At 67.0% G+C, this 24,767-nt stretch carries 23 protein-coding genes; 18 read left to right on the top strand and 5 right to left on the bottom strand.

Going from position 1 to position 24,767, the window contains the following annotated elements:
- Positions 1-10 precede the first annotated feature (10 nt).
- Positions 11-1,081, bottom strand: coding sequence for a phosphate/phosphite/phosphonate ABC transporter substrate-binding protein (locus QF777_05650; protein ID MDP6911033.1), 1,071 nt, complete (start codon positions 1,079-1,081; stop codon positions 11-13).
- Between the two features lie 156 nt (positions 1,082-1,237).
- Between QF777_05650 and QF777_05645 the strand changes: the two genes are divergently transcribed.
- Positions 1,238-2,143, top strand: a complete 906-nt coding sequence (locus tag QF777_05645) for a DMT family transporter (protein ID MDP6911032.1) — start codon at positions 1,238-1,240, stop codon at positions 2,141-2,143.
- 63 nt (positions 2,144-2,206) lie between these two features.
- Here the strand turns inward: QF777_05645 and QF777_05640 are convergent, their stop codons facing one another.
- Positions 2,207-3,412: a Xaa-Pro peptidase family protein gene (locus QF777_05640; protein MDP6911031.1), complete on the bottom strand. Its 1,206-nt coding sequence runs from the start codon at positions 3,410-3,412 to the stop codon at positions 2,207-2,209.
- Between the two features lie 98 nt (positions 3,413-3,510).
- Between QF777_05640 and argS the strand changes: the two genes are divergently transcribed.
- From argS to QF777_05570, 14 genes are all read left to right on the top strand, one after another.
- On the top strand, positions 3,511-5,163 hold the full coding sequence (argS, locus tag QF777_05635) for an arginine--tRNA ligase (GenBank protein MDP6911030.1): 1,653 nt from the start codon (positions 3,511-3,513) through the stop codon (positions 5,161-5,163).
- 2 nt (positions 5,164-5,165) lie between these two features.
- Entirely contained in the window at positions 5,166-6,479 is a 1,314-nt protein-coding gene (gene lysA / locus QF777_05630) for a diaminopimelate decarboxylase (protein MDP6911029.1), read from the top strand.
- 31 nt (positions 6,480-6,510) lie between these two features.
- Positions 6,511-7,827 (top strand): homoserine dehydrogenase, encoded by a 1,317-nt coding sequence (locus QF777_05625; GenBank protein ID MDP6911028.1) that lies wholly within the window; start codon positions 6,511-6,513, stop codon positions 7,825-7,827.
- Between the two features lie 33 nt (positions 7,828-7,860).
- The gene (thrC, locus tag QF777_05620) at positions 7,861-9,237 is read left to right on the top strand and encodes a threonine synthase (GenBank protein MDP6911027.1); all 1,377 of its coding nucleotides are present in this window, start codon (positions 7,861-7,863) and stop codon (positions 9,235-9,237) included.
- Between the two features lie 60 nt (positions 9,238-9,297).
- Positions 9,298-10,446, top strand: a complete 1,149-nt coding sequence (gene apgM, locus QF777_05615) for a 2,3-bisphosphoglycerate-independent phosphoglycerate mutase (protein ID MDP6911026.1) — start codon at positions 9,298-9,300, stop codon at positions 10,444-10,446.
- A 354-nt stretch (positions 10,447-10,800) separates the two neighbouring features.
- Positions 10,801-12,534: a transcription termination factor Rho gene (rho, locus tag QF777_05610; protein ID MDP6911025.1), complete on the top strand. Its 1,734-nt coding sequence runs from the start codon at positions 10,801-10,803 to the stop codon at positions 12,532-12,534.
- Between the two features lie 95 nt (positions 12,535-12,629).
- Entirely contained in the window at positions 12,630-12,884 is a 255-nt protein-coding gene (locus QF777_05605; protein ID MDP6911024.1) for a type B 50S ribosomal protein L31, read from the top strand.
- A gap of 66 nt (positions 12,885-12,950) precedes the next feature.
- Positions 12,951-14,000, top strand: a complete 1,050-nt coding sequence (locus QF777_05600; GenBank protein ID MDP6911023.1) for a hypothetical protein — start codon at positions 12,951-12,953, stop codon at positions 13,998-14,000.
- Between the two features lie 53 nt (positions 14,001-14,053).
- Positions 14,054-15,142, top strand: a complete 1,089-nt coding sequence (gene prfA / locus QF777_05595) for a peptide chain release factor 1 (GenBank protein ID MDP6911022.1) — start codon at positions 14,054-14,056, stop codon at positions 15,140-15,142.
- Entirely contained in the window at positions 15,132-16,043 is a 912-nt protein-coding gene (gene prmC, locus QF777_05590; protein MDP6911021.1) for a peptide chain release factor N(5)-glutamine methyltransferase, read from the top strand. The genes prfA and prmC overlap by 11 nt, the downstream gene beginning before the upstream one ends.
- Positions 16,044-16,073: 30 nt before the next feature.
- Positions 16,074-16,703, top strand: a complete 630-nt coding sequence (locus QF777_05585) for an L-threonylcarbamoyladenylate synthase (GenBank protein MDP6911020.1) — start codon at positions 16,074-16,076, stop codon at positions 16,701-16,703.
- A 9-nt stretch (positions 16,704-16,712) separates the two neighbouring features.
- Positions 16,713-17,177, top strand: a complete 465-nt coding sequence (gene rpiB, locus QF777_05580; protein MDP6911019.1) for a ribose 5-phosphate isomerase B — start codon at positions 16,713-16,715, stop codon at positions 17,175-17,177.
- 12 nt (positions 17,178-17,189) lie between these two features.
- The gene (locus QF777_05575) at positions 17,190-17,465 is read left to right on the top strand and encodes a DUF3039 domain-containing protein (protein ID MDP6911018.1); all 276 of its coding nucleotides are present in this window, start codon (positions 17,190-17,192) and stop codon (positions 17,463-17,465) included.
- A 23-nt stretch (positions 17,466-17,488) separates the two neighbouring features.
- Complete coding sequence (locus QF777_05570; protein MDP6911017.1) at positions 17,489-18,784, top strand: alpha-hydroxy acid oxidase; 1,296 nt, start codon at positions 17,489-17,491, stop codon at positions 18,782-18,784.
- Between the two features lie 24 nt (positions 18,785-18,808).
- Here QF777_05570 and QF777_05565 read toward each other — a convergent pair whose 3' ends face one another.
- From QF777_05565 to QF777_05555, 3 genes are read right to left on the bottom strand one after another with little or no spacing between them, the layout of a single operon-like run.
- The gene (locus QF777_05565) at positions 18,809-19,519 is read right to left on the bottom strand and encodes a histidine phosphatase family protein (GenBank protein MDP6911016.1); all 711 of its coding nucleotides are present in this window, start codon (positions 19,517-19,519) and stop codon (positions 18,809-18,811) included.
- Positions 19,520-19,551: 32 nt separating this feature from the next.
- Positions 19,552-20,178 (bottom strand): hypothetical protein, encoded by a 627-nt coding sequence (locus QF777_05560; GenBank protein ID MDP6911015.1) that lies wholly within the window; start codon positions 20,176-20,178, stop codon positions 19,552-19,554.
- Between the two features lie 44 nt (positions 20,179-20,222).
- A complete protein-coding gene (locus tag QF777_05555; GenBank protein MDP6911014.1) occupies positions 20,223-21,434 on the bottom strand; it encodes an LLM class flavin-dependent oxidoreductase in 1,212 nt (403 codons plus the stop codon).
- Positions 21,435-21,550: 116 nt separating this feature from the next.
- On the opposite strand from QF777_05555, the gene QF777_05550 reads away from it, so the two are divergent.
- The 3 genes from QF777_05550 to QF777_05540 all read left to right on the top strand — a co-directional run bounded on the left by QF777_05550 (position 21,551) and on the right by QF777_05540 (position 24,718).
- Entirely contained in the window at positions 21,551-23,110 is a 1,560-nt protein-coding gene (locus QF777_05550) for an AMP-binding protein (protein MDP6911013.1), read from the top strand.
- Positions 23,111-23,143: 33 nt separating this feature from the next.
- Positions 23,144-23,836, top strand: a complete 693-nt coding sequence (locus QF777_05545; GenBank protein ID MDP6911012.1) for a DsbA family protein — start codon at positions 23,144-23,146, stop codon at positions 23,834-23,836.
- A 63-nt stretch (positions 23,837-23,899) separates the two neighbouring features.
- Positions 23,900-24,718: a maleylpyruvate isomerase family mycothiol-dependent enzyme gene (locus tag QF777_05540; GenBank protein ID MDP6911011.1), complete on the top strand. Its 819-nt coding sequence runs from the start codon at positions 23,900-23,902 to the stop codon at positions 24,716-24,718.
- Positions 24,719-24,767 lie beyond the last annotated feature (49 nt).

Below are 24,767 nucleotides of genomic sequence, written 5' to 3'. Positions count from 1 at the left end.
CGGGTCAGCGTCAGCCCAGCGGCTCGGTGATGCCCAGGGCTTCGGCGGCAGCGCGTACCACGTCGAAGTCGGAGTCGACGGCTCGGCGGATATCCGTCCACCCGTAGGCCTCGTCGAACACGGCCTCACCTTCCTCGGTCGCGAGGTAGGAACTGATGGCGTCGTATACGGCCGTCTGCAACGAGTCGGGCAGCAGCGAACTGGCGGCCACCACGTCGTTGGGTACCTCGTCGGTGATGTTGAACACCATCACCTTGTCGCCCACGTCCACTTTTTCCTTGCGGAGGGTACGGCGGGCGTCGTCGTAGGACAGGCCGACGTCGGCATCGCCGTTGTAGACGGCTACCACCGCGGCGTCGTGGCCTCCGGTGAAGATCGGGGTGATGTCGTTCACCGGGTCGATGCCCGCTTCGATGAGCTGCAGCGCCGGGAACAGGTAGCCCGAGGTCGATGACTCCGAGGTGAAGGCCACCCGCTTGCCGGCAACCTTAGAAAGGTCAGCCATGCACGAGGTTCCGGGCGAAACGTCGCCGGCATCCACGGATTCACCGAGGGCCTTGCCGGAGTCCCCGAAGTACACGCCGACCTGAAGGGCGACCGCGTCCAGTGCACCGACCTGTGCCAAGCCGTCAGCGGTGTTCTCGAGAGCGGTGGCCGACTCGGGTGCGGTGTCGCACATTGAGGGATCGTTGGTCATCCACTGGCCGTGGTAGGTCGGCGAGCCGTAGCGAATGGCCTGAATCAGTACCTCCATGTTGCCGAACTGCTGCTGGGCCAGGACGTAGCCAAAGGGCCCGAAGGCGCCCAGGTCGGCCTTGCCGGTGCCCATGGCGGTGACCAGGCCGGTGTAGTCGGTGGTGACTATGCCCTCGACCTCGATGCCCAGGGCCTCGGTAAGCACGTCCATGAAGGGCTGGATGTCGTCGGCAAGGGACTCCTGTTCCGTACTCGGGACGAACCCGAAGGTGATCTTGTCGGGCCATGTGCCGTCGCCGGTTGCCGTGCCGGCATCGTCGCTTCCACAGGCCGAGGCGACGAGCACCAGGGCCAGCAGAATGGTGAGCAGAGATCGGATCTTCATGGGTCCTCCTGTCGAGTGGCGTCCCCAGCGGTCCGCCTTAGGCGCGACCGTAGCCAATCCGGCCTCTCCATGTGGACGCCGACGGGTGCCGGTAATCGGGTATCGAAAATCGGGTGCCGGAACTACGCCGTCGTGTGCCCGTCCTAGGGTGCGGCGATGCAGGGCATTCCCACGAATGGCGACCGTTCTACGGCCGGGCGCCGGGCGGCGCTCGGGGCGGGGTTTTTGTGGTGGGGGGGGAAACTGGTCGTGGCCCCGGTCGACATGGGGGGCCTGGCCATTGCCTTCTGGCGCCTGGCCCTCGGTGCGCTGGTCTACGGGATCGGGCTCCACCTCGCGGGCCGCCGTATCACGTGGTCCCAGGTTCGTCTGGCCTTTCCGGTGTCGGTCGTGTTCGGCTTGGAACTGGGTGTGTTCTTCGCCTCCCTGCACCACACCTCGGTGGCCAACGCCACCACTATCGGCTCGCTGCAGACCATTGTCCTAATGGTTGTGGCTTCCCGGCGGTTTGGTGAGCGTATTGGGGCTTGGCTGGCCGGCGTGGCCTTGGTGGCCATCGTCGGGGTGGCCGTGGTCATGTTCGGCGGGGGCGGTAATGCCGGCCTTCACCTACGGGGTGACCTGATGGCACTGGGAGCCATGGTCCTGTTCTCGGCGTACTTTGTCCTGGCCAAGGACGTCCGAGCCCGGATCGACACGTTCACGTTGCAGACCCTCACCATGTCCATCGGCGCCGTCGTACTCCTACCCATGGCGGCGTTTGACGCCGGCCGGATCTTGCCCGGATGGCCATCGGGCTCCCAGTGGGCATGGCTGTGCCTGCTCCTGGCCGTGCCGGGGACGGGCCACTTACTCATGAACTGGGCGCATCTCCACGTGAGCCTGAGCCTCGCCGGCATGTTGACCCTGGCCATACCAGCGCTGTCGGCCTTCGGTGCGTGGCTGGCGTTGGACCAGGGACTGTCACTCGTCCAGGTGGTGGGGATGACGGTGGTCGTGGTCAGCCTCGTCTTCGTGGTTCGGCACGATGCCCGGCTCCACGCCACGCCAGACGAGACCTGACCAGGCCGTCGACGACGGTGGCGGTCGGGCGGTCCCCGGCGACTCGGTCCACTACGACCCGGGTCAGCCGAGCAGCGTGGGCTCGAACGGAAAGTCGCTGAGCAGTTCGATGCCGGTCTCCGTGATCAGGAGATGTTCCTCGAGCTTGACCCCCTCGGAACCCCCCTTGGCACCGATGTAGGACTCCACGCAGATAGTCATGTCGGGCTCGATCATCCCGTCGTAGCCGGAGGCCGCGAAGTCGTGGCGGTGGTACAGGTAGGGATATTCGCCAGTCATTCCGACACCGTGCGACGACAGGTAGTACCGCTGAGCGGCGAATTCGTCAGGGATGTCCCATGCCCGTTCGGCGTACTCCCGGAACGACACTCCGGGGCCGATGATCCCCATGTTGTGGTGGACCTGCTCGTGGGCCAGGCCGTACAGACGCTTCTGTTCAGCCGTCGGGGCATCGGGACCGACATGGAACGTACGAGAGAAGTCCGAGTAGTAGCCGTGGCACCCCACTACGTCGGTGTCCAGCGCCACCAGTGCGTTCGCCGGGATGGGGGAGTCGCCGGCTTCCTGGAACCACGGGTTGGTGTTGGTTCCGGCGGTCATTAGGCGGGTCTCGACGTAGTCGCCGCCCTCGGCAATGACCACCCGGTGTAGTTCGGCCCACAGTTCGTTCTCGGTGATCCCAGGCCGGATGGCATCGCGCACGGCGTGCACCGCTCGTTCGGTGGCCCGGAGGCTCTGGCGGATACAGGTCAGCTCGTCGGGTCCCTTGATGGCCCGGGCCCGCTCGACCGGTTCTTGTGCGTCGACGATTCGGAAGCCTGCGCCGGCCAACGCGGTGGATGCTCCGTGGTTGATCCGTTCGAGGCCGACGGTGGTGCCGTCTCCCACCACCTCGCGCAGCAGTGTTCCGACCTCGTCGGCCCACCGGCGTTCCACGGCGGAGATGGCCGGGCCGGCGGCCACGTAACTAGCCGTGGTGGCCGGCCGAATCTCATCGATGGTCGACAGGCCGGTGGCGAGATGGTGGGCTCCGGCGAACTCGAACAGCACCACCGGGCCTTCGACAGGGAGGAACAGGTACCGCGACGGATTTCTCTGGTGGAACACCTGCATGTTGCGGGCCCCCGTGGCGTAGCGAACATTGACCGGGTCGAACAGCAGGCAGGCGTCGACGCCGCGCTGGACCATTTGCGAGCGGAGGCGGTCCCGCCGGAAGTGGATTAGTGCCTCATGGTCGATGCTCGGGGAGCCCGATGCCGTGTTGGCCATGACGCGCACAATAGGAGCCGGGCCGCCTCCGGTGGCCCCGGTAACATCGGAAGACTGCCCCGACCGGGGCCGCCCCGATCCTGATCAGGACAGACCCCATGGACGTGCGCGACACCATCATCGATGCGGTACGCGCCGCGCTGGGCGACTTGGGCGTCGACCCTGTGCCGAGGGTCGTCCAGTTGGAGCGTCCGGCCAATCCGGACCATGGCGAGTGGTCGACCAACGTGGCGCTCGCCTCAGCTAAGGCTGTTGGCCGCAACCCCCGTGAGTTGGGTGCCCAACTGGCGGAACGCCTGGAGGCCTCGCCGCCGAACCATGTGGTGGGCGTCGAAGTGGCCGGTCCGGGTTTCGTTAACTTTCACCTTGCCGATTCGTGGCTGCACGACGTCTTGGCCGATGTGGTCACCGCCGGGACCGACGGTTGGGCCCGGGTCGACGAGGGTGACGGCACCCGGGTGATTGTCGAGTTCGTGAGCGCCAACCCGACCGGGCCCCTGCACGCAGGCCATGGCCGGGGCGCCTGCTACGGGGATTCGGTGGCCCGCCTCTACGAACGGTGCGGGTACGAGGTGGTGCGCGAGTTCTACATCAACGACCGTGGGCTGCAGATGCAGAACTTCGCCGCATCGTTGGCGGCCCGTGCGGCTGGTCATGACGTGCCCGAGGATGGTTACCACGGGCAGTACATCATCGACTGGGCGGCCGAGATGCACGCCGAATCCGGCGATGCTGCGGACCCGATGGAGTGGGGTTACGCCCGGGCGCTGGCCGCCCATCAGGACGTGCTCGAATCCCTGTCTATTCACTTCGATTCGTGGTTCAGCGAACGCTCGATGATCGCCTCGGGGGCCATCGACGCCACCCTCTCGGACCTGCGGGCCGCTGGCGCGGTGTTTGAAGATGGCGGAGCGGTGTGGCTGCGCAGCACCGAGCATGGAGATGACAAGGATCGGGTACTCATCAAGAGTGATGGTGAGCCCACCTACCTGATGCCGGACGTGGCATACCACCGGGACAAGTTCGGTCGAGCCGACCGCCTGGTAAACGTGTTTGGTGCGGACCACCACGGTTACGTGGCACGAATGCATGCGGCCATGGCGCTCCTCGGTCATGATCCCGCCGAGTTGGAGATCGCCATCACGCAGCTTGTCAACCTGCAGCGCGACGGTCGAGAGGTCCGCCTGTCCAAGCGCACCGGTGAGATGGTCGAGTTGGCCGAGGTGGTCGAGGAGGTGGGAGCTGACGCGGCTCGCTTCACCTACCTCCTGTTGTCGGTCGACTCGAGCCAGACCTTCGACATGGACCTGGTGTCCCGCCAGGTCAATGAAAATCCGGTCTTCTACGTGCAGTACGCGCACGCCCGGATCCACCAGATCATGCAGCGGGCCACCGGCGCGGGAATCGACCGCGGGTCACTGGACGAAGCCGACCTGACGCTGCTGGTCCACCCCCGCGAACTCGAGGTGCTCCGCTCCCTCCATGAGCTTCCCGACGTGGTGGCACGGGCCCGTCGTGAGCGGGCGCCCCACCAGGTCACTACCTGGGTGCGAGACCTGTCGTCATCATTCCACGGCTTCTACCACGACTGTCGGGTGCTTGGTGATGGCATCGATCTGACGCTTACCGTGGCCCGTCTGTGGCTGGCCGAGGGCGCTCGGATCGGCCTGGCTGTGGCGCTAGACCTGCTGGGCGTGGGTGCCCCCACCGAGATGTGGCGCGACGAGCAACGCGTAGGGGAACGGGTCTGATCATGGCCGGTCCCATCTCCGCCCACCTCCTGCCCGACACGGCGGACGTTGCCGATGACGGGAGGCTGTCCATCGGCGGCTGCGACCTCGTGGACCTGGCCGACCAGTTCGGCACGCCTCTGTTCGTCTACGACGAGGACCACTTGCGGGCCCGCTGTCGCGAGGCCGTGGTCGCATTCGGCGATGGTGTGGCCTACGCCGCCAAGGCTTTCCTTTGTGGGGCCATGGCCCGCTTGGCCTACGAGGAGGGCATGCACCTCGACGTGGCCACAGGTGGCGAACTCTTCGTCGCCCGCCACGCAGGGGTGCCCGGCGAACGTCTCGTAATGCATGGCAACAACAAGAGTGACCGTGAGCTGGCCATGGCGGTCGAGGAGGGGGTGGGTCGCATCGTCGTCGACTCGTTCGACGAACTGGACCGCCTCGATGCCCTTGCGGTCGCCACCGGCGCCCGACCCCGGGTACTGCTACGCGTCACACCCGGCGTGGAGGCCCACACCCACGAGTTTGTGACCACCGGTCAGGACGATTCCAAGTTCGGCTTCACCGTGTCCAGCGGCCTGGCCCTGGCGGCCGTGGAGCGGGCCGTCACGGCCGAATCGGTAGAACTGGTCGGACTGCACGCCCACATCGGCAGCCAGGTCTTCGAGGTCGGGGCTTTCGCCCGGGCCGTCGAGGTGCTGACCGACTTCGCCGCGCCGTTCGGCCTGCCGGAGCTCTCGGTGGGTGGCGGCCTCGGTGTCCCCTACGTGGAAGGGGAGTCGGCACCCACGCTGACCGAATGGGCCGCCGGCATCCGTGCCGTGTGCGACGCGGCAGGCGTGACAGCCCACGTTTCGGCCGAACCGGGGCGGGCCATCGTGGCCGCTGCGGCGGTCACCCTCTACCGGGTGGGCACCGTCAAGGACCTTCCCGGCATCCGCACATATGTTGCCGTTGACGGCGGAATGAGTGACAACCCCCGCCCGGTCCTCTACGGCTCGGGCTACGAGACCATGCTGCCCCGCGCCGCCGCCGCCGAGCGTCCCCGAGCCGTTCGAGTGGTGGGCAAGCACTGCGAGTCGGGTGACCTTCTGGTGCGCGAGGGCTGGGTGCCCGAGGATCTGATGGTGGGCGACGTGCTGGCCACGCCGGTCACCGGCGCCTACGGCCACTCCATGGGCTCCAACTACAACCACGTCCTGCGTCCCGCCGTGGTGTTCGTTGCCGGCGGCGAGGCCCGTGAGGTCGTCCGGCGCGAGACGTTCGACGATCTGGTGGCCCGTGATGCCCCGGCCCCGGGGCTTGGGGATGAAGCCGTCGAATCCGGGTCCTGACGGGCCCGTTGTGCCCGGTACCGTCGTGGCCATGAACGATGTTTCTTTGGGATCCCGGGACCACGTCCGCATTGGCCTGCTCGGCTGCGGCCACGTGGGCGCAGCCCTCGCTTCACTGGTGGCCGACCGGCGTGCCGAGGTGGCTCGCCGTCATAGCCTCGATCTCGAGGTGACGCGGATTGCTGTCCGCAACACGGCCATCGACCGGGACGTGCCGGTTGACGACGGAGCCTTCACCACCGATGCAGCGTCGGTGGTCGCCGATCCCGAGGTCGACGTGGTCGTCGAGGTCATGGGTGGCATCGAGCCGGCCCGGGAACTGGTGATGGCCGCCCTGTCCGCGGGCAAACCGGTGGTGACCGCCAACAAGGAACTCCTGGCTAATCACGGCGCCGAGTTGTACGCCCTGGCGGCCGACAACGGCGTCGATCTGCTGTTCGAGGCGGCGGTGGCGGGGGCCATCCCGATCATGCGACCGCTGCGCGAGTCGTTGGCCGGTGAGCCCATCGAACGGGTCATGGGCATCGTGAACGGCACGACCAACTTCATCCTGTCGCGGATGACCGACGACGGAGCCAGCTACGCCGACGCGTTAGCTGAGGCCCAGAGCCTGGGGTACGCCGAGCGTGACCCGACGGCCGATGTCGAGGGCTACGACGCCGGGGCCAAGGCGGCCATCATGGCCACCGTTGCCTTCGGGGCCCGGGTGGTGGCCGGCGACGTCTACCACGAGGGCATCTCGGACATCTCGGTGGCCGACATCGAGTTTGCCGCCAATCTGAAGCACTGCATCAAGCTGTTGGCCGTGGCCGAGCAGACAATGGCCGACGACGGCCAACCACAGGTGGGCGTGCGGGTGCATCCCACGCTGGTTCCGCTGGACCATCCGCTGGCCTCGGTGAACGGCAGCTTCAACGCCGTGTTCATCGAGGGCGGGGCAGCCGGTGACCTCATGCTCTACGGCCGGGGCGCCGGTGGTCGGCCCACCGCGTCGGCCGTGCTGGGTGACCTGATCGACGCGGCGGCCAACTTGCGGCGGGGGAGCGCCCCGGGCATCGGCGTGCTCGAACGCGCGCTCATCGCCCCGATCGACGACGTCACGTCTGCCTACTACCTCAACCTCGAGGTCGACGACCGTCCCGGCGTGTTGGCCGCGGTGGCCGCCGTGTTCGGCGAACACGGCGTGTCGATCCGCTCCATGGAACAGGAAGGCCTGGGTGACGAAGCCCGCCTGGTGTTCATCACCCACGGAGCGCGTGAACGCGATCTACGAGCCACGTTGACCGATCTTCGTTCGTTGGACGCCGTCCGGGCCGTAGGCAGTGTCCTGCGGGTCATCGGCGGCTGACCGGCCGTCTCCCACGGATCACCGGACGACATCATGCGTTACGTGAGTACCCGGGGATCGGCCCCCGTTCTGGACTTTGGCGACACCCTGCTGGCCGGCCTGGCCGACGACGGTGGGCTGTACGTGCCCGAGTCTTGGCCTCTACTAGCCGACGGAGGACAGGGCGACTACGTCGAGACGGCGGTAGAGGTGATGGCACCGTTCGTTGCCGGATCTATCCACGAGGACGACTTCGCCGCCATGGTGAGCGAGGCCTACGCGGCTTTCAACGTCCCGGACGTGACGCCGCTGGTCGAGTTGTCCGACGGCATCCACCTGTTGGAGTTGTTCCACGGGCCGACGCTGGCCTTCAAGGACGTGGCCCTGCAGCTGGTAGGTCGCTTGTTCGATCATGAACTCTCCCGACGCGGCGAACGGGTGACCATCGTGGGCGCTACCTCGGGCGACACCGGTTCGGCGGCCATCGAGGCCTGCCGGGACCGCGACGCAGTCGACATCGTGATTCTCCACCCGGCGGGTCGGATCTCGGACGTCCAACGCCGACAGATGACAACCGTGCAGTCGGCCAACGTGCACAACGTGGCCGTGGACGGCACGTTCGACGATTGCCAGGACCTGGTCAAGGCCATGTTCGCCGACGTGGCCTTCCGCGACGAGGTTCGCCTCTCGGCGGTCAACTCCATCAACTGGGCCCGGGTTATGGCTCAGGTCGTCTACTACGTGGTGGCCGCCGAGCGCCTCGGAGGACGCCGAGCTCCGGTGGCCTTCTCGGTGCCTACCGGGAATTTCGGCAACGTCTTCGCCGGGCACGTGGCCCGTCTGTCCGGTTTGACTGTGCCCCAACTGGTGGTTGGCAGCAATACCAACGACGTCCTGACCCGGTTCTTCACCGAGGGGACGATGGGCATCACCGAGGTGGTGCCCACCACGTCGCCCAGCATGGATATACAGGTGTCGTCCAACCTCGAGCGTCTGTTGTTCGAGATCAACGGCCGTGATGGTGCCGCGGTGGGTGCCCAACTGGACGACTTCCGGGCCACCGGTACCTTTCGGCTGGATCCGGATCAGCACGCCTCCCTAGCCAGCGGTTGGGCCGGCGCCCGCTTCAATGACGACGCTGTTCGGGCCTGCATTGCCGATGAGGCTGATCGCTCTGGACTGGTGCTCGACCCGCACACGGCGGTCGGTGTGCTGGCCGCCCGGGCCTGCCGCCGTGATCCGTCGATCCCCATGGTGGCCCTGGCCACGGCTCACCCAGCCAAGTTCCCCGATGCGGTTGAGGCGGCCACCGGCTTCCGGCCGGGTTTACCAGGTCATCTGGCCGACCTCCACGATCGGCCCGAACGCCTGACGGCCCTGCCCGCCGACCTGGCGGTCATCGAGGACTTCGTGCGGTCGCATAAGCGGTGACCAGTCTGAACCGATGGTCTGGAATGATCCCTCCATGGAGAGCAGCGTGAAGTATCCGTCATGAAGTACGTCATCTGTGTTCCCGACGGTTGCGCCGACCTGCCGGTGCCCGAACTCGACGGGCGTACTCCGCTTGAGGTCGCTCACATGCCGATGCTGGACACTCTGGCTGCCCGGGCCGTCGTGGGTCGTGCCGCAGTGATTCCCGAGGGGATGCCACCGGGGAGCGACGTCGGCAACATGTCGATCATGGGATTCGATCCGGCCCAGTTCCACACCGGTCGGGCCCCCATCGAGGTGGCAGCCATGGGCCGTACGCTGCGCCCCGACCAGACGGCCTTCCGGTGCAATCTGGTGGTGGTCCGCGACGGCGTGATGGTCGACTACGCAGGCGCCAACCCGTCCAGCGCGGAGGGTGCCGCAGTAGTGGCCGCCCTGCAGGACGAGGTCGCACCGCGCTACGAAGGGGTCGAGTTCCTGGCTGGTGTGGGGTTCCGCAACGCCATGATCGCTCCCAAGGAGTGGATAGATGCCGACTGCACGCCCCCGCACGATCTCTCCGGTGATCCCATCGTGTTGCCCAAGGGCCCGGCGGCCGGACGGCTCATCGAGGTCATGGAGGCCTCCCGGGAGGTGATGGAGCATTTCGACATGGAGGCCGACCAGACATGGCTCTGGGGCCAGGGCTTCCAGCCGCAGGTGCCCTCGTTCCGCGAGACCCACGGCGTCGAGGCCGGGCTGGTCACCGCGGTCGACCTGGTACGTGGCATCGGCGTGCTCTCCGGCATGAAGATCTGCGACATCCCCGGCGCCACCGGGTGGTACGACACCGACTACGAGGGCAAGAGGGACATCGCCCTCGCCGAGTTGGAAGCAGGTCTCGACCTGTTCGTGATCCACGTGGAGGCCACCGACGAGGCCGGTCACGCTGGCGACGTGGCTGCCAAGGTGGAAGCCCTCGAACACTGGGACCGGCGGATCCTGGCCGACCTGGTTCCGGCGTTGGAAGCCATGGGCCCGTGGCGCCTGCTGATGCTCCCGGACCACGCCACACCGTTGACCACCCGGACCCACACCCCGGATCCCGTGCCGTACCTGCTGGTGGATTCGACTGTCGACGGACCGGGTGGCACGTTCACCGAGGTCGGGGTGGCCGACCGGTCTCCGGTTCCCGGACATACCCTGATGGGAAGGCTCCTAGCCGGCTGATTTCCTTGCCCTGTAACGGATCCGGGGATTCCGACCAGGGGCATGTTGCTGTCGTTCGCGGCGATTCGGTAGAGTGGGACGGTCGTCGGGCGGGCGACGTGTTCTCCGGAAACCTCGTTTCCTCCTCATGGACTCCACTTCGTGGCCCCAATCGTGGGGGATGGACAGGTTCCGGAGATGCCGTCCACGACACACCCTCCATCCCGATCTTCGGTGGTGGACGGTGGATTCCGATGGGAACCGAACCCGGTTCGCATCCATCCGATGGGCCTCTGGTCCTTGGAAGACCCGCAGGGCTTCTGGCCCTCGAAAAACCGAAGGGCCATCGGCCCTCGAGAAACAGGTGTTGTGAGCATGGACTCCACCCAACTGGAACGCGGAACGCTGGAAAGCAAGGACCGCGACGAACTGACGACGATCGCCACTGCGCTGGGCGGCAAGCCCGGTTCGCGTGCCCGCAAGGCTGAGATCGTCGACCTGATCCTGGATCTGTCCGGCGGAGGCAACGGTTCGTCCTCCAACGGTGGACGGCCTCCTACCGTTGCCACCGAGCCTGTGGCACCTGCTGAGGAGTCTGCGGAGGAGCCGCTGGCCGAGTGGGAGGTGGCTGCCGAGGCCGAGGAGGCAGTTGGCACCGATGGTGATCAGTCCGCCGACTCGGATGCCAGCGCAGAAGCCAACGCAGAAACCAGCACGGAAGCCGACACTGACCGCTCTGGCGACCAGAAGTCGGATCGTGACGGTGGTCGTGGTCAGGGTGGCCAGAATCGTGACCGTCAGGGTGGTCATAACCGCGACCGTCAGGGTGGCCAGAATCGTGACCGTCAGGGTGGTCACAACCGCGACGGACAAGGGGACACCGCCGACCCGGGTAACCGCCGCCGCCGCCGCCGGGGTCGCGAGCGTGACCAGTCGAGTGGCCCCGAAGAGGTCTGGGACGGTGAGCCCGTCGAGGTCGAGGGTCACATTGACCTCCGTGACGAGGGCTACGGCTTCCTCCGGACCGGCGGCTACAAGCCGTCCAAGAAAGACGCCTACATCTCGGTCAAGCAGGTCCGCCAGTTCAGCCTGCGCCGGGGAGACCACCTGGTCGGTGCATCCCGACCGGCCAACCGCAGCGAGAAGAACCCGGCTCTGTTGCGTATCGACAAAGTCAACGGACGAGATCCCGAGTTGGCCAAGAGCCGACCCAAGTTCGAGGATCTCACCCCGCTGTTCCCCGACGAGAAGCTCCGCATGGAGGTCGACGGCGATCCGACCAACATGACGGCCCGCATCATCGACCTGCTCTCGCCGATCGGCAAGGGCCAGCGCGGCATGATCGTGTCTCCCCCCAAGGCGGGAAAGACCACGATCATGAAGTCGATCGTGCGGTCCATAGAGACCAACCATCCCGAGGTGAAGCTCATCGTCCTGCTGGTCGACGAGCGTCCCGAGGAGGTCACCGATATGAAGCGCTGGTTGCAGCGCGGCGAGGTGGTTGGATCCACGTTCGATCGTCCCAGCGATGAGCACACCCAGTTGGCCGAGGTCACCATCGAGCGGGCCAAGCGCATGGTGGAGTACGGCGACGACGTGGTGATCGTCTTGGACGGGATCACCCGACTGTCCAGGGCCTACAACCTGGCTGCCCCGGCTACCGGTCGGATCATGTCCGGTGGCGTGGACAGCGGTGCGCTCTATCCGCCCAAGCGGTTCTTCGGTGCGGCTCGGAACCTAGAGGAGGGCGGTTCGCTGACCGTCCTGGCCACGGCGCTGGTCGACACGGGCTCCAAGATGGACGAGGTGATCTTCGAGGAGTTCAAGGGCACCGGCAATATGGAGCTCCGTCTGGATCGTCGGATTGCCGAACGCCGGATCTATCCGGCCATTGACGTGGACGCCTCGTCGACCCGGCACGAAGAACTCCTGTTCGAACGCCAGCAGCTGAACCAGGTGTGGAAGCTGCGGCGGGTGCTCAACGGCCTGGCCAACGACGGCAGCGGTGCGGCGGCCGGTCTAGAACTTCTCATCGACCGACTCAAGACCTTCAACAACAACGAAGAGTTCCTGGTCGAGATCGCCAAGGGACCGAGCATGGGCGACTGAACGGGTATCCGGATCCGACACCCGAACCTGATACCCAAAGGCGACCCGTCACGCGGGTTGCCGAACCCCCGACCGCACCGCAGACTGGACGAGTTATGAAGCAGGACATCCACCCGAACTATCGCCCCGTGGTCTTTCAGGACCTTTCCGAGGGCACCAACTTCGTGATCCGTTCGACGGTTGAGACCGACGACGTGATCACCCTGGACGACGGCGTGGAGTACCCGCTGGTCAAGGTTGAGATCTCGTCGGCCAGCCACCCGTTCTTCACCGGCACGATGAAGATCGTGGACACCGCCGGCCGCGTCGAGCGCTTCGAGCGCCGGTACGGCCAGCGCCGCAAGGGCTGAGCCCCATACGGTTCGCTTCGGCCGAGCAGGCTGAAGTGGACCGGGCCCACTCCTGACCGGATACCCGTGGCCCTCGATCCCGAGCGTCGCACCGCCCTTCGTGGGGCCAAGTTGCGCGCCCTGGTCGCTGAAGCGACCGATGGGGCGTCGGTCCCGGAACCTGACGGCGACCACCTCTTCGACGGCACACGGCTCTGGACCCTTGCGTCTGAGGACGAGCCCGGCTCTGCGCTCGGTGTGGGGCTGCTACGGGCCGGCCGCCATGGCGATGCCACGCCGCTCACCGTCTGTTTCGACGATGCCTTCGAGGCCGCCCTGGCGGCCCGTTGGGTGGCCGCACTGGAACCGACACCAGAGGTGCGTCACGTCGACGGCCGGTTGCTGGTCACGGTGGCGCCGGCTGATGAACCCAATCCAACAACGGACAGGTCGCCCGAAGGCTTCGCGGTCGAGTTCGACGATCTCTGCCGCGGCGTCGGGGTGGAGCCGATCCTGGAACACGGCACGTGGCGTGGCGAGGTGCTGGGCCTAGAGGTCGTGCGAGCGGTTGACGGGATCGACCCGATGGCCGGTGAGCTTGAGGGGGGCCGTTCAGATGGCCTTTCCGATGCTCGTCCGATGATCGAGGTGGGCGTGGGCCGGTTTGACCGGGAGGCCGGCGTGCTGATGCGTGCCGGACGTTCCGATGCCGAAGCCCTCGCCGCGGCGGCCGACCTGGTGCGAGCCCAGCGCCGACCTGGTGCCGGTGCCCATCCATTGGCCACCCTGGCTCGGGAACGGTGGATGCGGAGAGACTTGTGTGCCCACCCCGAACTACTAGACCTCGTCAACTTGGTGCCGGTGGATCCGGCCATTGAGCGTCTGAACCTCCGTGACCCCGCACCCGCCCCGGCGGTGGGTAGCGACGCCGACCGAGGCCGGGTCCTGGTTATCTGTTCGGTGGGGGTCGACCCCCACCTTGTTTCGGCGGCCGCCGAACTGGTGCTCCGCGAGGTGCCCGATCGGGTCGTGGTGGCCCTTCCAACCCGTGATGTGATGACCCCGGTCAAGCGGGTGATGGCCCGCCTCCGGGTCCCGACCACGGTGGTAGGTGTGGCCTGTAGTTGGGATGCCTGACCAACAGGCCGGCCTCCGGGGTCCGCTCGGGGCCCCTCGCTAGCCTTGACCTGATGCTGGATCAGGTCGAGGCCCTCGAAGCCGAGTACTCCGAGGTGGAGTCGCGACTCGCCGACCCTGAGGTGATCAGTGACTCGGACCGCCTGCAGGCTGCTGGTCGGCGTTTCAAGGAACTCGACGAGGTGCTGGCCGTGGGCCGTCCGTTGGCGATCGCCCACGGCGACCTCGAGACGGCTCGCGAGCTGGCCGACATGGCCGATGGAGACGACCGCGACCAACTCAGGGTCGAGATTGCCGAGCTTGAACGCGAGATCGACCGCTTGGAGGGCGAGCTTCGGACCCTCCTGCTACCTCGGGATCCCAATGACGGCCGTCCGGTCATCTTGGAGATTCGGGGTGCTGAGGGTGGTGAGGAGGCCAACCTGTTCGCCCGCGACCTCCACGAGATGTATTTGGCCTTCGCCACCATCCACGGCTGGAAGATCGAGCTATTGGAGGCTCGAGAGTCCGACATGGGCGGCTTCAGCGAGGTGATGGTCCTGGTCAAGGGTGACGATGCCTGGACCCGTCTCAAGTACGAGGGCGGGGTGCACCGGGTCCAGCGGGTGCCGGTGACCGAATCCCAGGGGCGGATCCACACATCGTCGGCCACGGTCAGCGTGCTTCCGGAGGCCGACGAGGTAGAGGTGGAGCTCGACGAGAACGACCTGCAGGTCGACGTGTATCGGGCGTCGGGCCCGGGCGGCCAGTCGGTCAACACCACCGACTCGGCGGTCCGGCTAACCCACAAGCCGACGGGGCTGGTCGTGTCGATGCAGGATGAGAAGAGCCAGCTCCAGAACAAGACCAAGGCCTTGCGGGTGCTTCGGTCCCGGCTCCTCCAGATCGAGCAGGAGCGCCAGATGTCGGAGGCGTCCGAAGCCCGGCGGGGTCAGATCGGCAGTGGCGGTCGGTCCGAGAAGGTCCGGACGTACAACTTCAAGGAGAACCGGGTCACCGATCACCGCATCGGCCTGACCCTCCACAAGCTGGATCGGATCTTGGCGGGCGAACTGGACGATGTGACCGACGGGCTGTTGGCCGACGAACGCACCCGACAGTTGGCCGCCGGCCTCGAGGACGGGCCGGCTGGTGCCGCCTGACGAGGGAACCATCTCGTGGCGTGAGGTGTTGGCCGAGACCGAGGGCCGGTTGCTCGCGGCGGGCCATGATGCCGGATCGGCTGTTCGGGAGTCCCGATGGATTGTCGAGGAGGCTTTCGGTGTCCTGGGCGTTTCGCGAGCGATGTCCCCAGCGGAGATGGAGGCGTTGGTCACCGTGCGGGGCATGGCCCACCACGACGCCATGGTGGAGCGTCGTCTGGCTGGTGAGCCGTTGCAATACGTTCTAGGGCGTTGGCCGTTTCGCACGCTCGACTTGATGGTGGACAAGCGGGTGCTGATCCCCCGACCCGAGACCGAAGTGGTGGCCGGGCTGGTACTCGACGAGGTGGACCGGTTCGCCGTGGGGCGTGACCTGTCATCCGAACCGGTGCTGGTTGCCGATCTGGGCACCGGCTCGGGCGCAATTGGCCTATCGGTGGCTGTCGAACGGGTGGGTGCCCGGGTGTGGTGCACCGATGCCTCGTCCGATGCGTTGGCCGTGGCTCGAGCCAACTGCGTGGGGCTGGGACGTCCGGCCCAGCGGGTGACTCTGGCCGAGGGCTCGTGGTTCGACGCCCTGCCTGTTGACCTGTGGGGCCGGTTCGACGTGATCGCATCCAATCCGCCTTACGTGGCCAGAGACGACGGGCTGCCGTCGGAGGTGGCCGATTGGGAACCCGATGCCGCCCTGTACGCAGACGATCAGGGAACGGCCGACGTACGAGTCCTAATCGAGGGGGCTCCAGGCTGGTTGGCTCCCGGTGGCTCGCTGGTCCTGGAGATGGCGCCCGACCAGATCGGTGTAATGGCCGACCTAGCCCGGTCCAGCGGGTTTGTCGACGTGGTCGTCTATCGGGACCTGGCGGACCGGGACCGGGCCCTGGTGGCCCGCCGACCGTGATGCTGGACACGCAGTGATGCTGAGCGCGCCGTGATACTGGATGTATCGACGGATCCGGCCGGGGCGGTGGACGCCGCGGTGGCGTGTCTGCGGGCGGGTGGGGTGGTGGTGCTGCCCACTGAGACCGTCTATGGCGTGGCGGCCCTAGCCGATGATTCCTCGGCCGTCGCGGAACTATTCGTGCGAAAGGGTCGACCGACCGATCGACGGGTGGCAGTGCTGGTCGCCGACCTGGATCAGGCCCGGTCGCTGGCCGTTGTCGATGAGCGTACGATCGCGCTGGCTGAGGTGGCATGGCCGGGCCCGTTGACCATGGTGCTCCCGACAGTTCCGGGATCCGACGAGGCCACGGTGGGGGTGCGTTGTCCCGACCATGCCCTGGTGCAGGCCGTCGCGACGTCCGTCGGGCCGATCGCCACCACATCGGCCAACCGGTCGGGCGACCCCACACCTGCCGATGCCGCATCGGCGGCCGCATCTCTGGGCGGGGACCTGCTAGTGCTGGACGGTGGCCGGTGCACCGGGATGCCCTCCACGGTGGTCGACCTGACCGTCGATCCGGCGGTCATCCTCCGGGAGGGCACGGTCACCGTTGCTGATCTGGAGGCGGCCGGAATCCGGGTAGAGCCGGGATCGGCCGGCCCCGGAGACGACCGCTAGCCTCGACTCATGGCCACCATTGCCGTCGGTTCCGATCACGCCGGATACGCGCTCAAGGAGCAGTTGGCCGGGGAGTTACGAGATCTCGGCCACGAGGTGCTCGACCTGGGCGCCCACTCGTCCGAGCGGGTCGATTACCCGGACTTCGGTGCAGCGGTGGGCCGGGCGGTGGTCGGCGGCGACGCCGAACTAGGCCTATGCGTGTGTGGGTCTGGCATCGGCATTGCCATGGCGGCCAACAAGGTTCCCGGGGTTCGGGCCGCGACCGTGCATGACGTCACGTCGGCTCGCCTGACACGTCAGCACAATGATGCCAACGTGATTTGCCTCGGCGAACGCCTGATCGAGCCCGAGGTGGCATCCGAAACCCTCCGGGCCTGGCTGGATGCCGAATTCGAGGGCGGTCGCCACACTGGGCGTATCGACAAGCTGTCCGACCTCGACGGTTCGCTCGACCGGCACGCCGCGGACTGATCGGCGACCTCGATGCACACCTTGCAGTTCGCGGTCCTCTCGGATCTCGAGACGATCACCCCGGTCGATCCCCTCCTAGACGATCCGATCCTCGACGACGGCGACCACGACCGGTTCTCGCACTACGCCCGCAAGTCCGACATCGTCGAGTCGGCGGTGACCGGTAAGCCGGTGGTGGCCCTGTGCGGAAAGGTCTGGGTGCCAGGCCGTGATCCGGACCGCTTTTCGGTCTGTCCAACGTGCCGGGAGATCTACGAGAAGCGAAAGGCCGACGAGATGGGCGGCTGACGCCCCTCTCGACAGTTCCTCCCATGGGCATGATCCGAACGTTGCGAGCCGTGGTGCGCTTGCGTCGCCCGGTGGGCGATCGGACGGCCCGACGCCTGCGGGGTGCCGCCAATGTCGACGACCTACGGGAGATGGCCCGCCGTCGTCTCCCGGCCGGTGTATTCGACTACATCGACGGCGGGGCCGAGGACGAGCTGACGCTGGACCGCAACGTCCAGGCCTTCCAGGAGATGACGTTTCGGCCGCGGGTACTGCAGGGTCTCGACGAGTTGGATACCTCGACCACGTTGTTGGGGCGCCCGCTGGCCTTCCCGCTGGTGTTGGCGCCCACCGGATTCACCCGCATCGCCGATCCGGCTGGCGAGCTGGCCGTGGTCCGGGCTGCCGGGCGGGCCGGCATTCCGTTCACCCTCTCGACCATGGGGACCCGATCAATTGACGAGTGTGCGGCGGTGGCCGGACCGGGTGCCCGGTTGTGGTTTCAGGTGTACGCCTGGCGCGACCGCAACCTCATCCGGGCCCTGTTGGACCGCGCCGCGGCGGCCGGCTTCGAGGCCATCTGCCTGACAGTCGACACGGCCATGCTGGGTCGACGGGAGCGTGATGTCCGGCGGGGCCTGACCTTGCCACCGGAGATCGGGCCCGGGACCTTTCTGGACGGGATACGCCGTCCGGGTTGGACGTGGCGTTTCCTCCGATCCGATCCGATCCGGTTCGCCAACGTGGAGGGGCTGGCCAACGATGGGGCCGGCGCTCGGCCCGGCGAGATTACCGAAACGGGGGGTGCCCCGGGAGCCGGCGAGAGGGCGGTGGACCTGGCCGGGTACATGAACGCCCAGTTCGACCATGGCCTGTCTTGGGACGACGTGGCGTGGCTGCGCACCGTCTGGGACGGGCCGATCCTCGTGAAGGGCATCCAGTCGGTGGTCGACGCCGTGCTGGCCGTCGAACACGGGGTGGAGGGGATCATCCTGTCGAACCATGGTGGACGCCAGCTCGACACGGCCCCAGCACCCTTTGATCTGGTGCCATCGGTGGCCAGTGCAGTGGCCACCGCGGTAGCTGAAGCGGGAACTGGTCGGATCGAGGTGATCTGCGACGGAGGTATCCGTCGGGGGTCCGACATCGTCAAGGCGGTGGCTGCCGGCGCCGACGCCACGATGGGTGGGCGCCTCTTCCTCTATGCGTTGGCGGCGGCCGGCGAGCAGGGCGTGGACCATGTTCTGGAGTTGCTCCGCTCGGGCACCGAACGCACCATGGCCCTCGTGGGGGCCTCCACGGTCGACCAACTGGGCCCGGATCTGTTGGAGTCCCGCTGAGGAAAGCTCCTACCCGGTTGCTGTTCAGGAAGTGGGAGCGGACAGTGGCCGACGGTTGAAGGTGGTGCCCGGGCGTTCGGCGCCCCGGAAGGCACCCACCACTGCGGTGCGCTCCGCGTCGAAATGGGCGACCTCGTTGGCGCTGGCCACCGAGCAGTACGGGTCGGTGGGGCCGTCCTCGCCGGAGGGGTCGCCACCCGGCGGCGTGACCTCGACCCGGCTGATTGACGTGTAGTCGAGGCGAAAGCCGGCGCCGTCATTGCCGGCGACATGGGCGAGGATGGTACGGATCGTCCCGCCATGGCAGGCCACCAGCACCCGTTCGCCCGGCGGGTTGCGGCAGAGGTCGTCCCAGGTGGCTACCACCCGGTCGCGGAACGCCTCGGGGGAGTCCCACCCGATCTCGTCGTACCGCTTCTCGCAGATCTGGTCCCAGTACGCGCCGCCCTGGGTGGGCAGCAGTTCGGTGGGTAGGTAGGTGTGGGCGCCGCGGTCGATCTCGTCGAGGTCGTTGACGACCCGGGGGGTAATGCCGAGCCCCTCGACCGTCCCGGCCGCCGTCTGGATGGCTCGGGCCTTGGGGCTGGTGATTACCGCGTCAATCTCCTCGCACGCCAGCCACGCGGTAAGGCGTTCGGCCTGCCATCGACCGATTTCGTCCAGACTGGGGTCGGCAATGGTGGGGGAGTCGACGACGATCTCGGGGCGTCCGTGTCGGACGAGGATGACGTGCACGGCGGGCGACGGTACCGGACACGTGGAGCGGTTTAGGTGCTGGGCGCAGTGAGCACACCGGTCAGGACGTCTACCAGGTGCCGCTCGTAGGCTGTGGAATCGAGGTGGGGCCGCCGGTGTTCCATCTCACCGGCCCGGGCGGCCAGTGACACTGTCATGAGTTGGATCATGGCCAGCAGGCGGGCCTCGCGTGCCGCCGGTCCGTCGCCGGCGGCCACCCCCTCCAAGAGGTCCAAGGCCCTTTCCAGATGGGTCTGGTCAACGCCCGACGGGGCGTCCCGCCAGGCCGGGAAGCGGTCCGAGAGTTGGGCGATGATCCGCACGTAGCGGCGTCCCCGTGGGTCGTCCAGCACGGCGGTCATGGGTCGCACCAGGGTCGACACCAGGTCCCGCACAGCCGGGGTGTCAGTGGTGGGTCCTCCCTCAAGGTTGCTCAGCAGTTCGCCCCGCCGCTGGTCGACCGGGTTGCCGTGCTCGGCGAGGATGGCGTCGAGCGCCCCCTCACGTGACCCGAAGTGATATGTCAGCGCCGAGGCGTTGCGTTGGCCGGCGGAGCGGACGATGTCGCCAGTGGCGGCCTGCCAGACTCCGACCTCGGCGAAGAGACGCTCGGCTTCCATTAGAAGTCGGGTCCGAGTTTCGGTTCCGTCGCGGGCCATGGCGCGCCTGTTTCCGGTTCGGCGGTTCCGGTCGGGTTCGGACGTCAGCCCAGGGAGAGCAGGGCGGTGGTCGGGATGATCGACACGTCAATGCCTTCGGGCACCGGGTAACCAAAGTCGGGGAACTGGCGCTCGGCGGTGGCCCGATAGCGGTCAGTGGAGTGGACCCGGTCGCCGTCGTGCTCGGGGATGACCTGGTCGCCGAACAGCTCGATCATCTCGAGGGTCTGGTCGTGGGTGAGGCCCTCGGTGGGCAGGCCGAAGACCACCTGGTCGCAGCCCACGTCCCGGTAGCGGTTGAGCTGCTCGCAGACCTCCTCGGGGTTGCCGCAGAGCATGTAGCCACCGTCGATGGCCATGTCGAGGAGTTCCTCGGTCCAGCCTGGATCCATGGGTGCGTTGGGCCAGACGATGGCGTCGGGCGACTTGGGCATGGTGTCGTGGTACATGTTGACCATGGTCACCAGGTAGCCGCGGCCCTTGGCCATGGCCACGGCCCGAGCTTCGTCGCGGTCCTCCAGGCAGATGCAGGCGTTGGTCATCATGACGTTGTCGTTCTTGTACTGGCCGATCTGGTCGATCGGGTCCTGGATGGCCTCCTTGTAGGCGTCGACCCGGCCTTTGAGGTTGTGGATGGGTTCGAAGTTGAAGGCGATGGCGCCGATGCCCATGGAGCCGGCCTTGGCGAAGGTCGGCGGGTTGCCGCAGGCCACCCAGATGGGTGGATGGCCGGGGCCGTAGGGCTTGGGGAGGATGTTGTGTGGGGTGGGCACGGTGAAGAACTCGCCGTCGAAGTCGTAGTCCTTCTGTTCCCACATCCGCGGGATCTCGTGGATGACCTCGTCCCACTGGGCCTTGGTCTCGCTCGGGTCCATCACGTTGAAGGTCCGGAGCTCGTGGCTTCCGGCCCCCCGACCAGTGCCGAACTCGAACCGGTTGTTCGTGACGTGGTCGAGCATGGCGGCCCGCTCGGCGATTCGGACCGGGTGCTCCTTCTTGGTCGGGAGACTGGTGATGGCCGACCCGATGTGGATGTAGTCGGTCTGGGCGGCTACCCAGCCCATCATCGGGGCGGGGGCCGACATGTGGCTGTACTCGACTAGCCCGTGGTGCTCGCCGAACCAGATGTACTTCCAGTTGTGCTTGTCGGCGAGGATGGCGTACTCAGCCTCCCGCATCAGTTCGGTGTGCTCGCTTTCCGAGTCGTGAGCAGCGGGGCCCGGGGTGTAGCCGTTGCTGAAGATGCCGAATTCCATGAAGTTGCTCTCCGTGTTGATCTAATGGATGTCATTAGTATGGATCAACCGGTCTCTCGGGTCAAGTCGCCCTCCCGAATCCGGCCAGCCCCGGCGTCGACGGTACGGTCCGGACGATGAATGATCTCCGGCACTGGAGTGCACACCTGCCGGTAGGGGCTCCGGACGGATTCGACCTTCCTCGCCCTGGCACGCTGGCCGGGGCGTGGACCGCGGTCCTCGGTGCAGAACCTGACCGCCCGCTGTTGTGGGGTTCGATCGACGGCGGTCCGGCCCGGTGGGTGGCCAGAGGCGAGTTCCTGGATCGCACCGAACGCCTGGCGGCCCGTCTGGCCGGGGCGGGCCTGGTGGACGGTGAGCGACTGCTGCTCTCGGGACCGTCGACCGTCGACCTGGCGGTGGCCCATGTGGCTTGTCTACGGCTCGGCCTGGTCGTGGTGCCGACCAATGGGTCCTACCGCGAGGCTGAACTGGCCCACGTGATCGCCGACTGCACCCCCCGGGCAGCGCTGGTCGGCCATGACGGTTGGGCCGAACTGCTGGCAGGGCTGGATCCCGACCTCCTGGTAGCCCAGTTGGTCGATCCGTTCCCCGACGTGCCCGCCGATGACGGGACGGCAGCACTTCTCGATGTATCGCTACCCGGTGATCCGGCGATCATCGGCTATACGTCGGGTACCACGGGGCGCCCCAAGGGCGCGGTCCTAACCCAGGCCAACCTGTTGGCCGGCGCCCAGTCGGTTCGTGTGGCCTGGCGTTGGACCGAAGTCGACCGGCTCGTCCTGTGTTTGCCGTTGTTCCATATGCACGGCCTCGGTGTGGGCCTCCACGGGACCCTGCTGGCCGGGGCCTCAGCGGTTCTGCAGTCGGGGTTCGCCCCCGACGACGTGCTGGACGCCCTCGACGTCCATGACGCCACGATGTTCTTCGGCGTGCCGACCATGTACCACCGCCTGGCCGACCACGATCGGGTCGACCTCCTCGGAGGCCTTCGCCTCTGCGTGGCCGGTTCTGCGCCGCTGGCTGCCGAACTCCACGTTCGTCTGGCCGAACGGGCCGGCGTTTCGGTCCTAGAGCGTTACGGGATGACCGAGACGGTGATGCTGGTCTCCAACCCGTTTGACGATGTTCGACGTCCGGGAGCGGTGGGCATCCCGCTGCCCGGAGTAGACGTCCGGCTGGCCGACGGGTCTGATGGGCCGGTCGGCGAGATCCTCGTCAGGGGACCCAACGTGTTCGCCGGTTACTGGGAGCGACCTGAGGCCACGGCCGAGGCGTTCGTGGCCGATCCGGATGGTGGCGACCCGTGGTTCCGGACCGGCGACCTGGGCGCGGTCGACGACGGATACCTGGCCATCGTCGGACGGGCCAAGGAGCTCATCATCAGCGGTGGCCTCAACGTCTATCCCCGGGAGGTTGACGACGCCCTGGTCCTCCACCATGCGGTGGCTGAGGTGGCGGTGGCCGGCGTGCCCTCGCCCGAGTGGGGCGAGGAGGTGGTGGCGTGGATCGTGGCGGCCGACGGACACGACTGCCCCGAAGTCGATGAGTTGCGGGCCTTCGCCCAGGACCACCTGGCGGCCTACAAGCTGCCCCGGCGGGTGGTGGCCGTCGATGCCCTACCCCGCAACGCCCTAGGCAAGGTGACCCGTCATGAGCTTCGTGTCCCCGACTGACCCCTCGCTACGAGTCTGCGCGAGGCTCCGTTTATGGATGAAAAACCGATGCGGGTCGACTTTCACTTCGACGTGATCTGCCCGTGGGCCTACCAGACCTCGCTGTGGATGCGCGAGGTCCGCGACCGGCTCGAACTCGACGTGGACTGGCGGTTCTTCAGCCTCGAGGAGGTCAACCGGGCCGAGGGGAAGAAGCATCCGTGGGAACGGGAGTGGTCCTACGGCTGGTCGATGATGCGGATCGGCGCCCTGCTCAAGCGTGAGGCCCCGGAGCTGAACGACGCCTGGTACCTACGGTCGGGCACTGCCCTGCACGTCGAGGGTCGCAAGCCCCACCGTCCCGAGGTAGCCCGCGAGTTGCTCGTCGAGATGGACCTCGATCCCGGCTACGTGGATGCCGCGTTGGCCGATGAGACCACCCACGACGACGTCCGGGCCGATCATGATCGTGTGCTGGGCATGGGTGGTTGGGGGGTCCCGACGTTGGTGTTCCCAGGTGCCGATGCCGACGACTCCCGGAAGCTGTTCGGCCCGGTCCTCATCGAACCACCGACCGGAGAGGCTGCCGAGCGACTCTGGGACCTGGTGCTTGGATGGCTTGAGTTTCCTCACCTCTACGAGTTGCAGCGCCCCAAGACCCCAGCCGACCTGCACGCGGTCGGCGAGGTGTTCAAGCCCTACCTCGACGCCCGGGAGTGGCAGTCCGTGGCCAACCCGACCCCCTGATCAACGTCACGCCCTGACCAGACCCGAACGCTCGACGAACGACCCCCCCCGAACGGAGATTCCATGGACATCACGTTGGACCGCGACCACATTCTCGGCGGACTCGCCGAAATCTGGAACGAGTGGATCGACTGGGCGGAGGGCTTGTCGGCCGACGACTGGGCCACGCCCAGCCGGTGTCCTGGCTGGACCGTCCAGGACAACCTGGCCCATATCATCGGAACCGAGCGGATGCTCCGGGGCGAGCAGGCTCCCCAGGTCGAGTTCCCGACCGAGCACCTCAAGAACGCCATCGCGGCGGGCAACGAACAGTGGGTGGAATCGATGCGGTCGATGTCGGGCGCCGAGGTGCTGGACGCCTTCCGGACCATCTCGACCGAACGGCTCGATCAACTGAACGCCATGCCCGACGAGGAGATCCTGAAGGTCGGCTGGTCGCCGGTAGGCGAGGTGCCGTACCTACGATTCATGCACGTTCGGGTCTACGACTCGTGGCTCCACCTCGAGGACTGTCGTGCGCCGTTGGGTCACCCGCAGGGAACTGCCGGTCGGCCGGCCGAGATGTCAGTGGCCGAGGTGAGTACTGCGGCCGGATTCGTCATCGGCAAGAAGGCGGGAGCGCCCGACGGGAGCCGGGTCGAGGTGACCCTCACCGGACCGGTCGAGGCCACCATTCGGGTGGCCGTCGATGGACGGGCGGCGGTGGTCGACGAGCTGGAAGGCGAACCGACGGTGACCCTGGCCATGTCGTCACACGACTGGTTGTCGCTCACCGGTGGTCGGATCGATCCGCAGCCGCTACTGGACGACGGTCGGGTGACGGTGGGTGGCGACGTCGATCTGGGAACCCAAATGGCCACCCGCCTGGCCTTCACCATCTGACCGGGAGTCGGAGCGGATCTGGTTCGAGTCGATCCGGGCCCGTCCTAGG

The sequence above is a fragment of the Acidimicrobiales bacterium genome, assembly GCA_030747595.1.
Taxonomy (GTDB): Bacteria; Actinomycetota; Acidimicrobiia; order Acidimicrobiales; family MedAcidi-G1; genus UBA9410.
The sequence above is the reverse complement of the archived record's forward strand: the minus strand, read 5'-3'. Positions and strand labels throughout refer to the sequence as shown.

Coding starts and splice junctions, on each gene's coding strand:
- argS (MDP6911030.1), top strand. CDS start 3,511: ATGGACGTGCGCGACACCATCATCGATGCGGTACGCGCCGCGCTGGGC.
- thrC (MDP6911027.1), top strand. CDS start 7,861: ATGCGTTACGTGAGTACCCGGGGATCGGCCCCCGTTCTGGACTTTGGC.
- QF777_05650 (MDP6911033.1), bottom strand. CDS start 1,081: ATGAAGATCCGATCTCTGCTCACCATTCTGCTGGCCCTGGTGCTCGTC.
- QF777_05645 (MDP6911032.1), top strand. CDS start 1,238: ATGCAGGGCATTCCCACGAATGGCGACCGTTCTACGGCCGGGCGCCGG.
- apgM (MDP6911026.1), top strand. CDS start 9,298: ATGAAGTACGTCATCTGTGTTCCCGACGGTTGCGCCGACCTGCCGGTG.
- QF777_05570 (MDP6911017.1), top strand. CDS start 17,489: ATGGGCATGATCCGAACGTTGCGAGCCGTGGTGCGCTTGCGTCGCCCG.
- QF777_05640 (MDP6911031.1), bottom strand. CDS start 3,412: ATGGCCAACACGGCATCGGGCTCCCCGAGCATCGACCATGAGGCACTA.
- QF777_05540 (MDP6911011.1), top strand. CDS start 23,900: ATGGACATCACGTTGGACCGCGACCACATTCTCGGCGGACTCGCCGAA.
- rpiB (MDP6911019.1), top strand. CDS start 16,713: ATGGCCACCATTGCCGTCGGTTCCGATCACGCCGGATACGCGCTCAAG.
- QF777_05555 (MDP6911014.1), bottom strand. CDS start 21,434: ATGGAATTCGGCATCTTCAGCAACGGCTACACCCCGGGCCCCGCTGCT.
- QF777_05550 (MDP6911013.1), top strand. CDS start 21,551: ATGAATGATCTCCGGCACTGGAGTGCACACCTGCCGGTAGGGGCTCCG.
- lysA (MDP6911029.1), top strand. CDS start 5,166: ATGGCCGGTCCCATCTCCGCCCACCTCCTGCCCGACACGGCGGACGTT.
- QF777_05575 (MDP6911018.1), top strand. CDS start 17,190: ATGCACACCTTGCAGTTCGCGGTCCTCTCGGATCTCGAGACGATCACC.
- QF777_05545 (MDP6911012.1), top strand. CDS start 23,144: ATGGATGAAAAACCGATGCGGGTCGACTTTCACTTCGACGTGATCTGC.
- QF777_05625 (MDP6911028.1), top strand. CDS start 6,511: ATGAACGATGTTTCTTTGGGATCCCGGGACCACGTCCGCATTGGCCTG.
- QF777_05560 (MDP6911015.1), bottom strand. CDS start 20,178: ATGGCCCGCGACGGAACCGAAACTCGGACCCGACTTCTAATGGAAGCC.
- QF777_05605 (MDP6911024.1), top strand. CDS start 12,630: ATGAAGCAGGACATCCACCCGAACTATCGCCCCGTGGTCTTTCAGGAC.
- prfA (MDP6911022.1), top strand. CDS start 14,054: ATGCTGGATCAGGTCGAGGCCCTCGAAGCCGAGTACTCCGAGGTGGAG.
- rho (MDP6911025.1), top strand. CDS start 10,801: ATGGACTCCACCCAACTGGAACGCGGAACGCTGGAAAGCAAGGACCGC.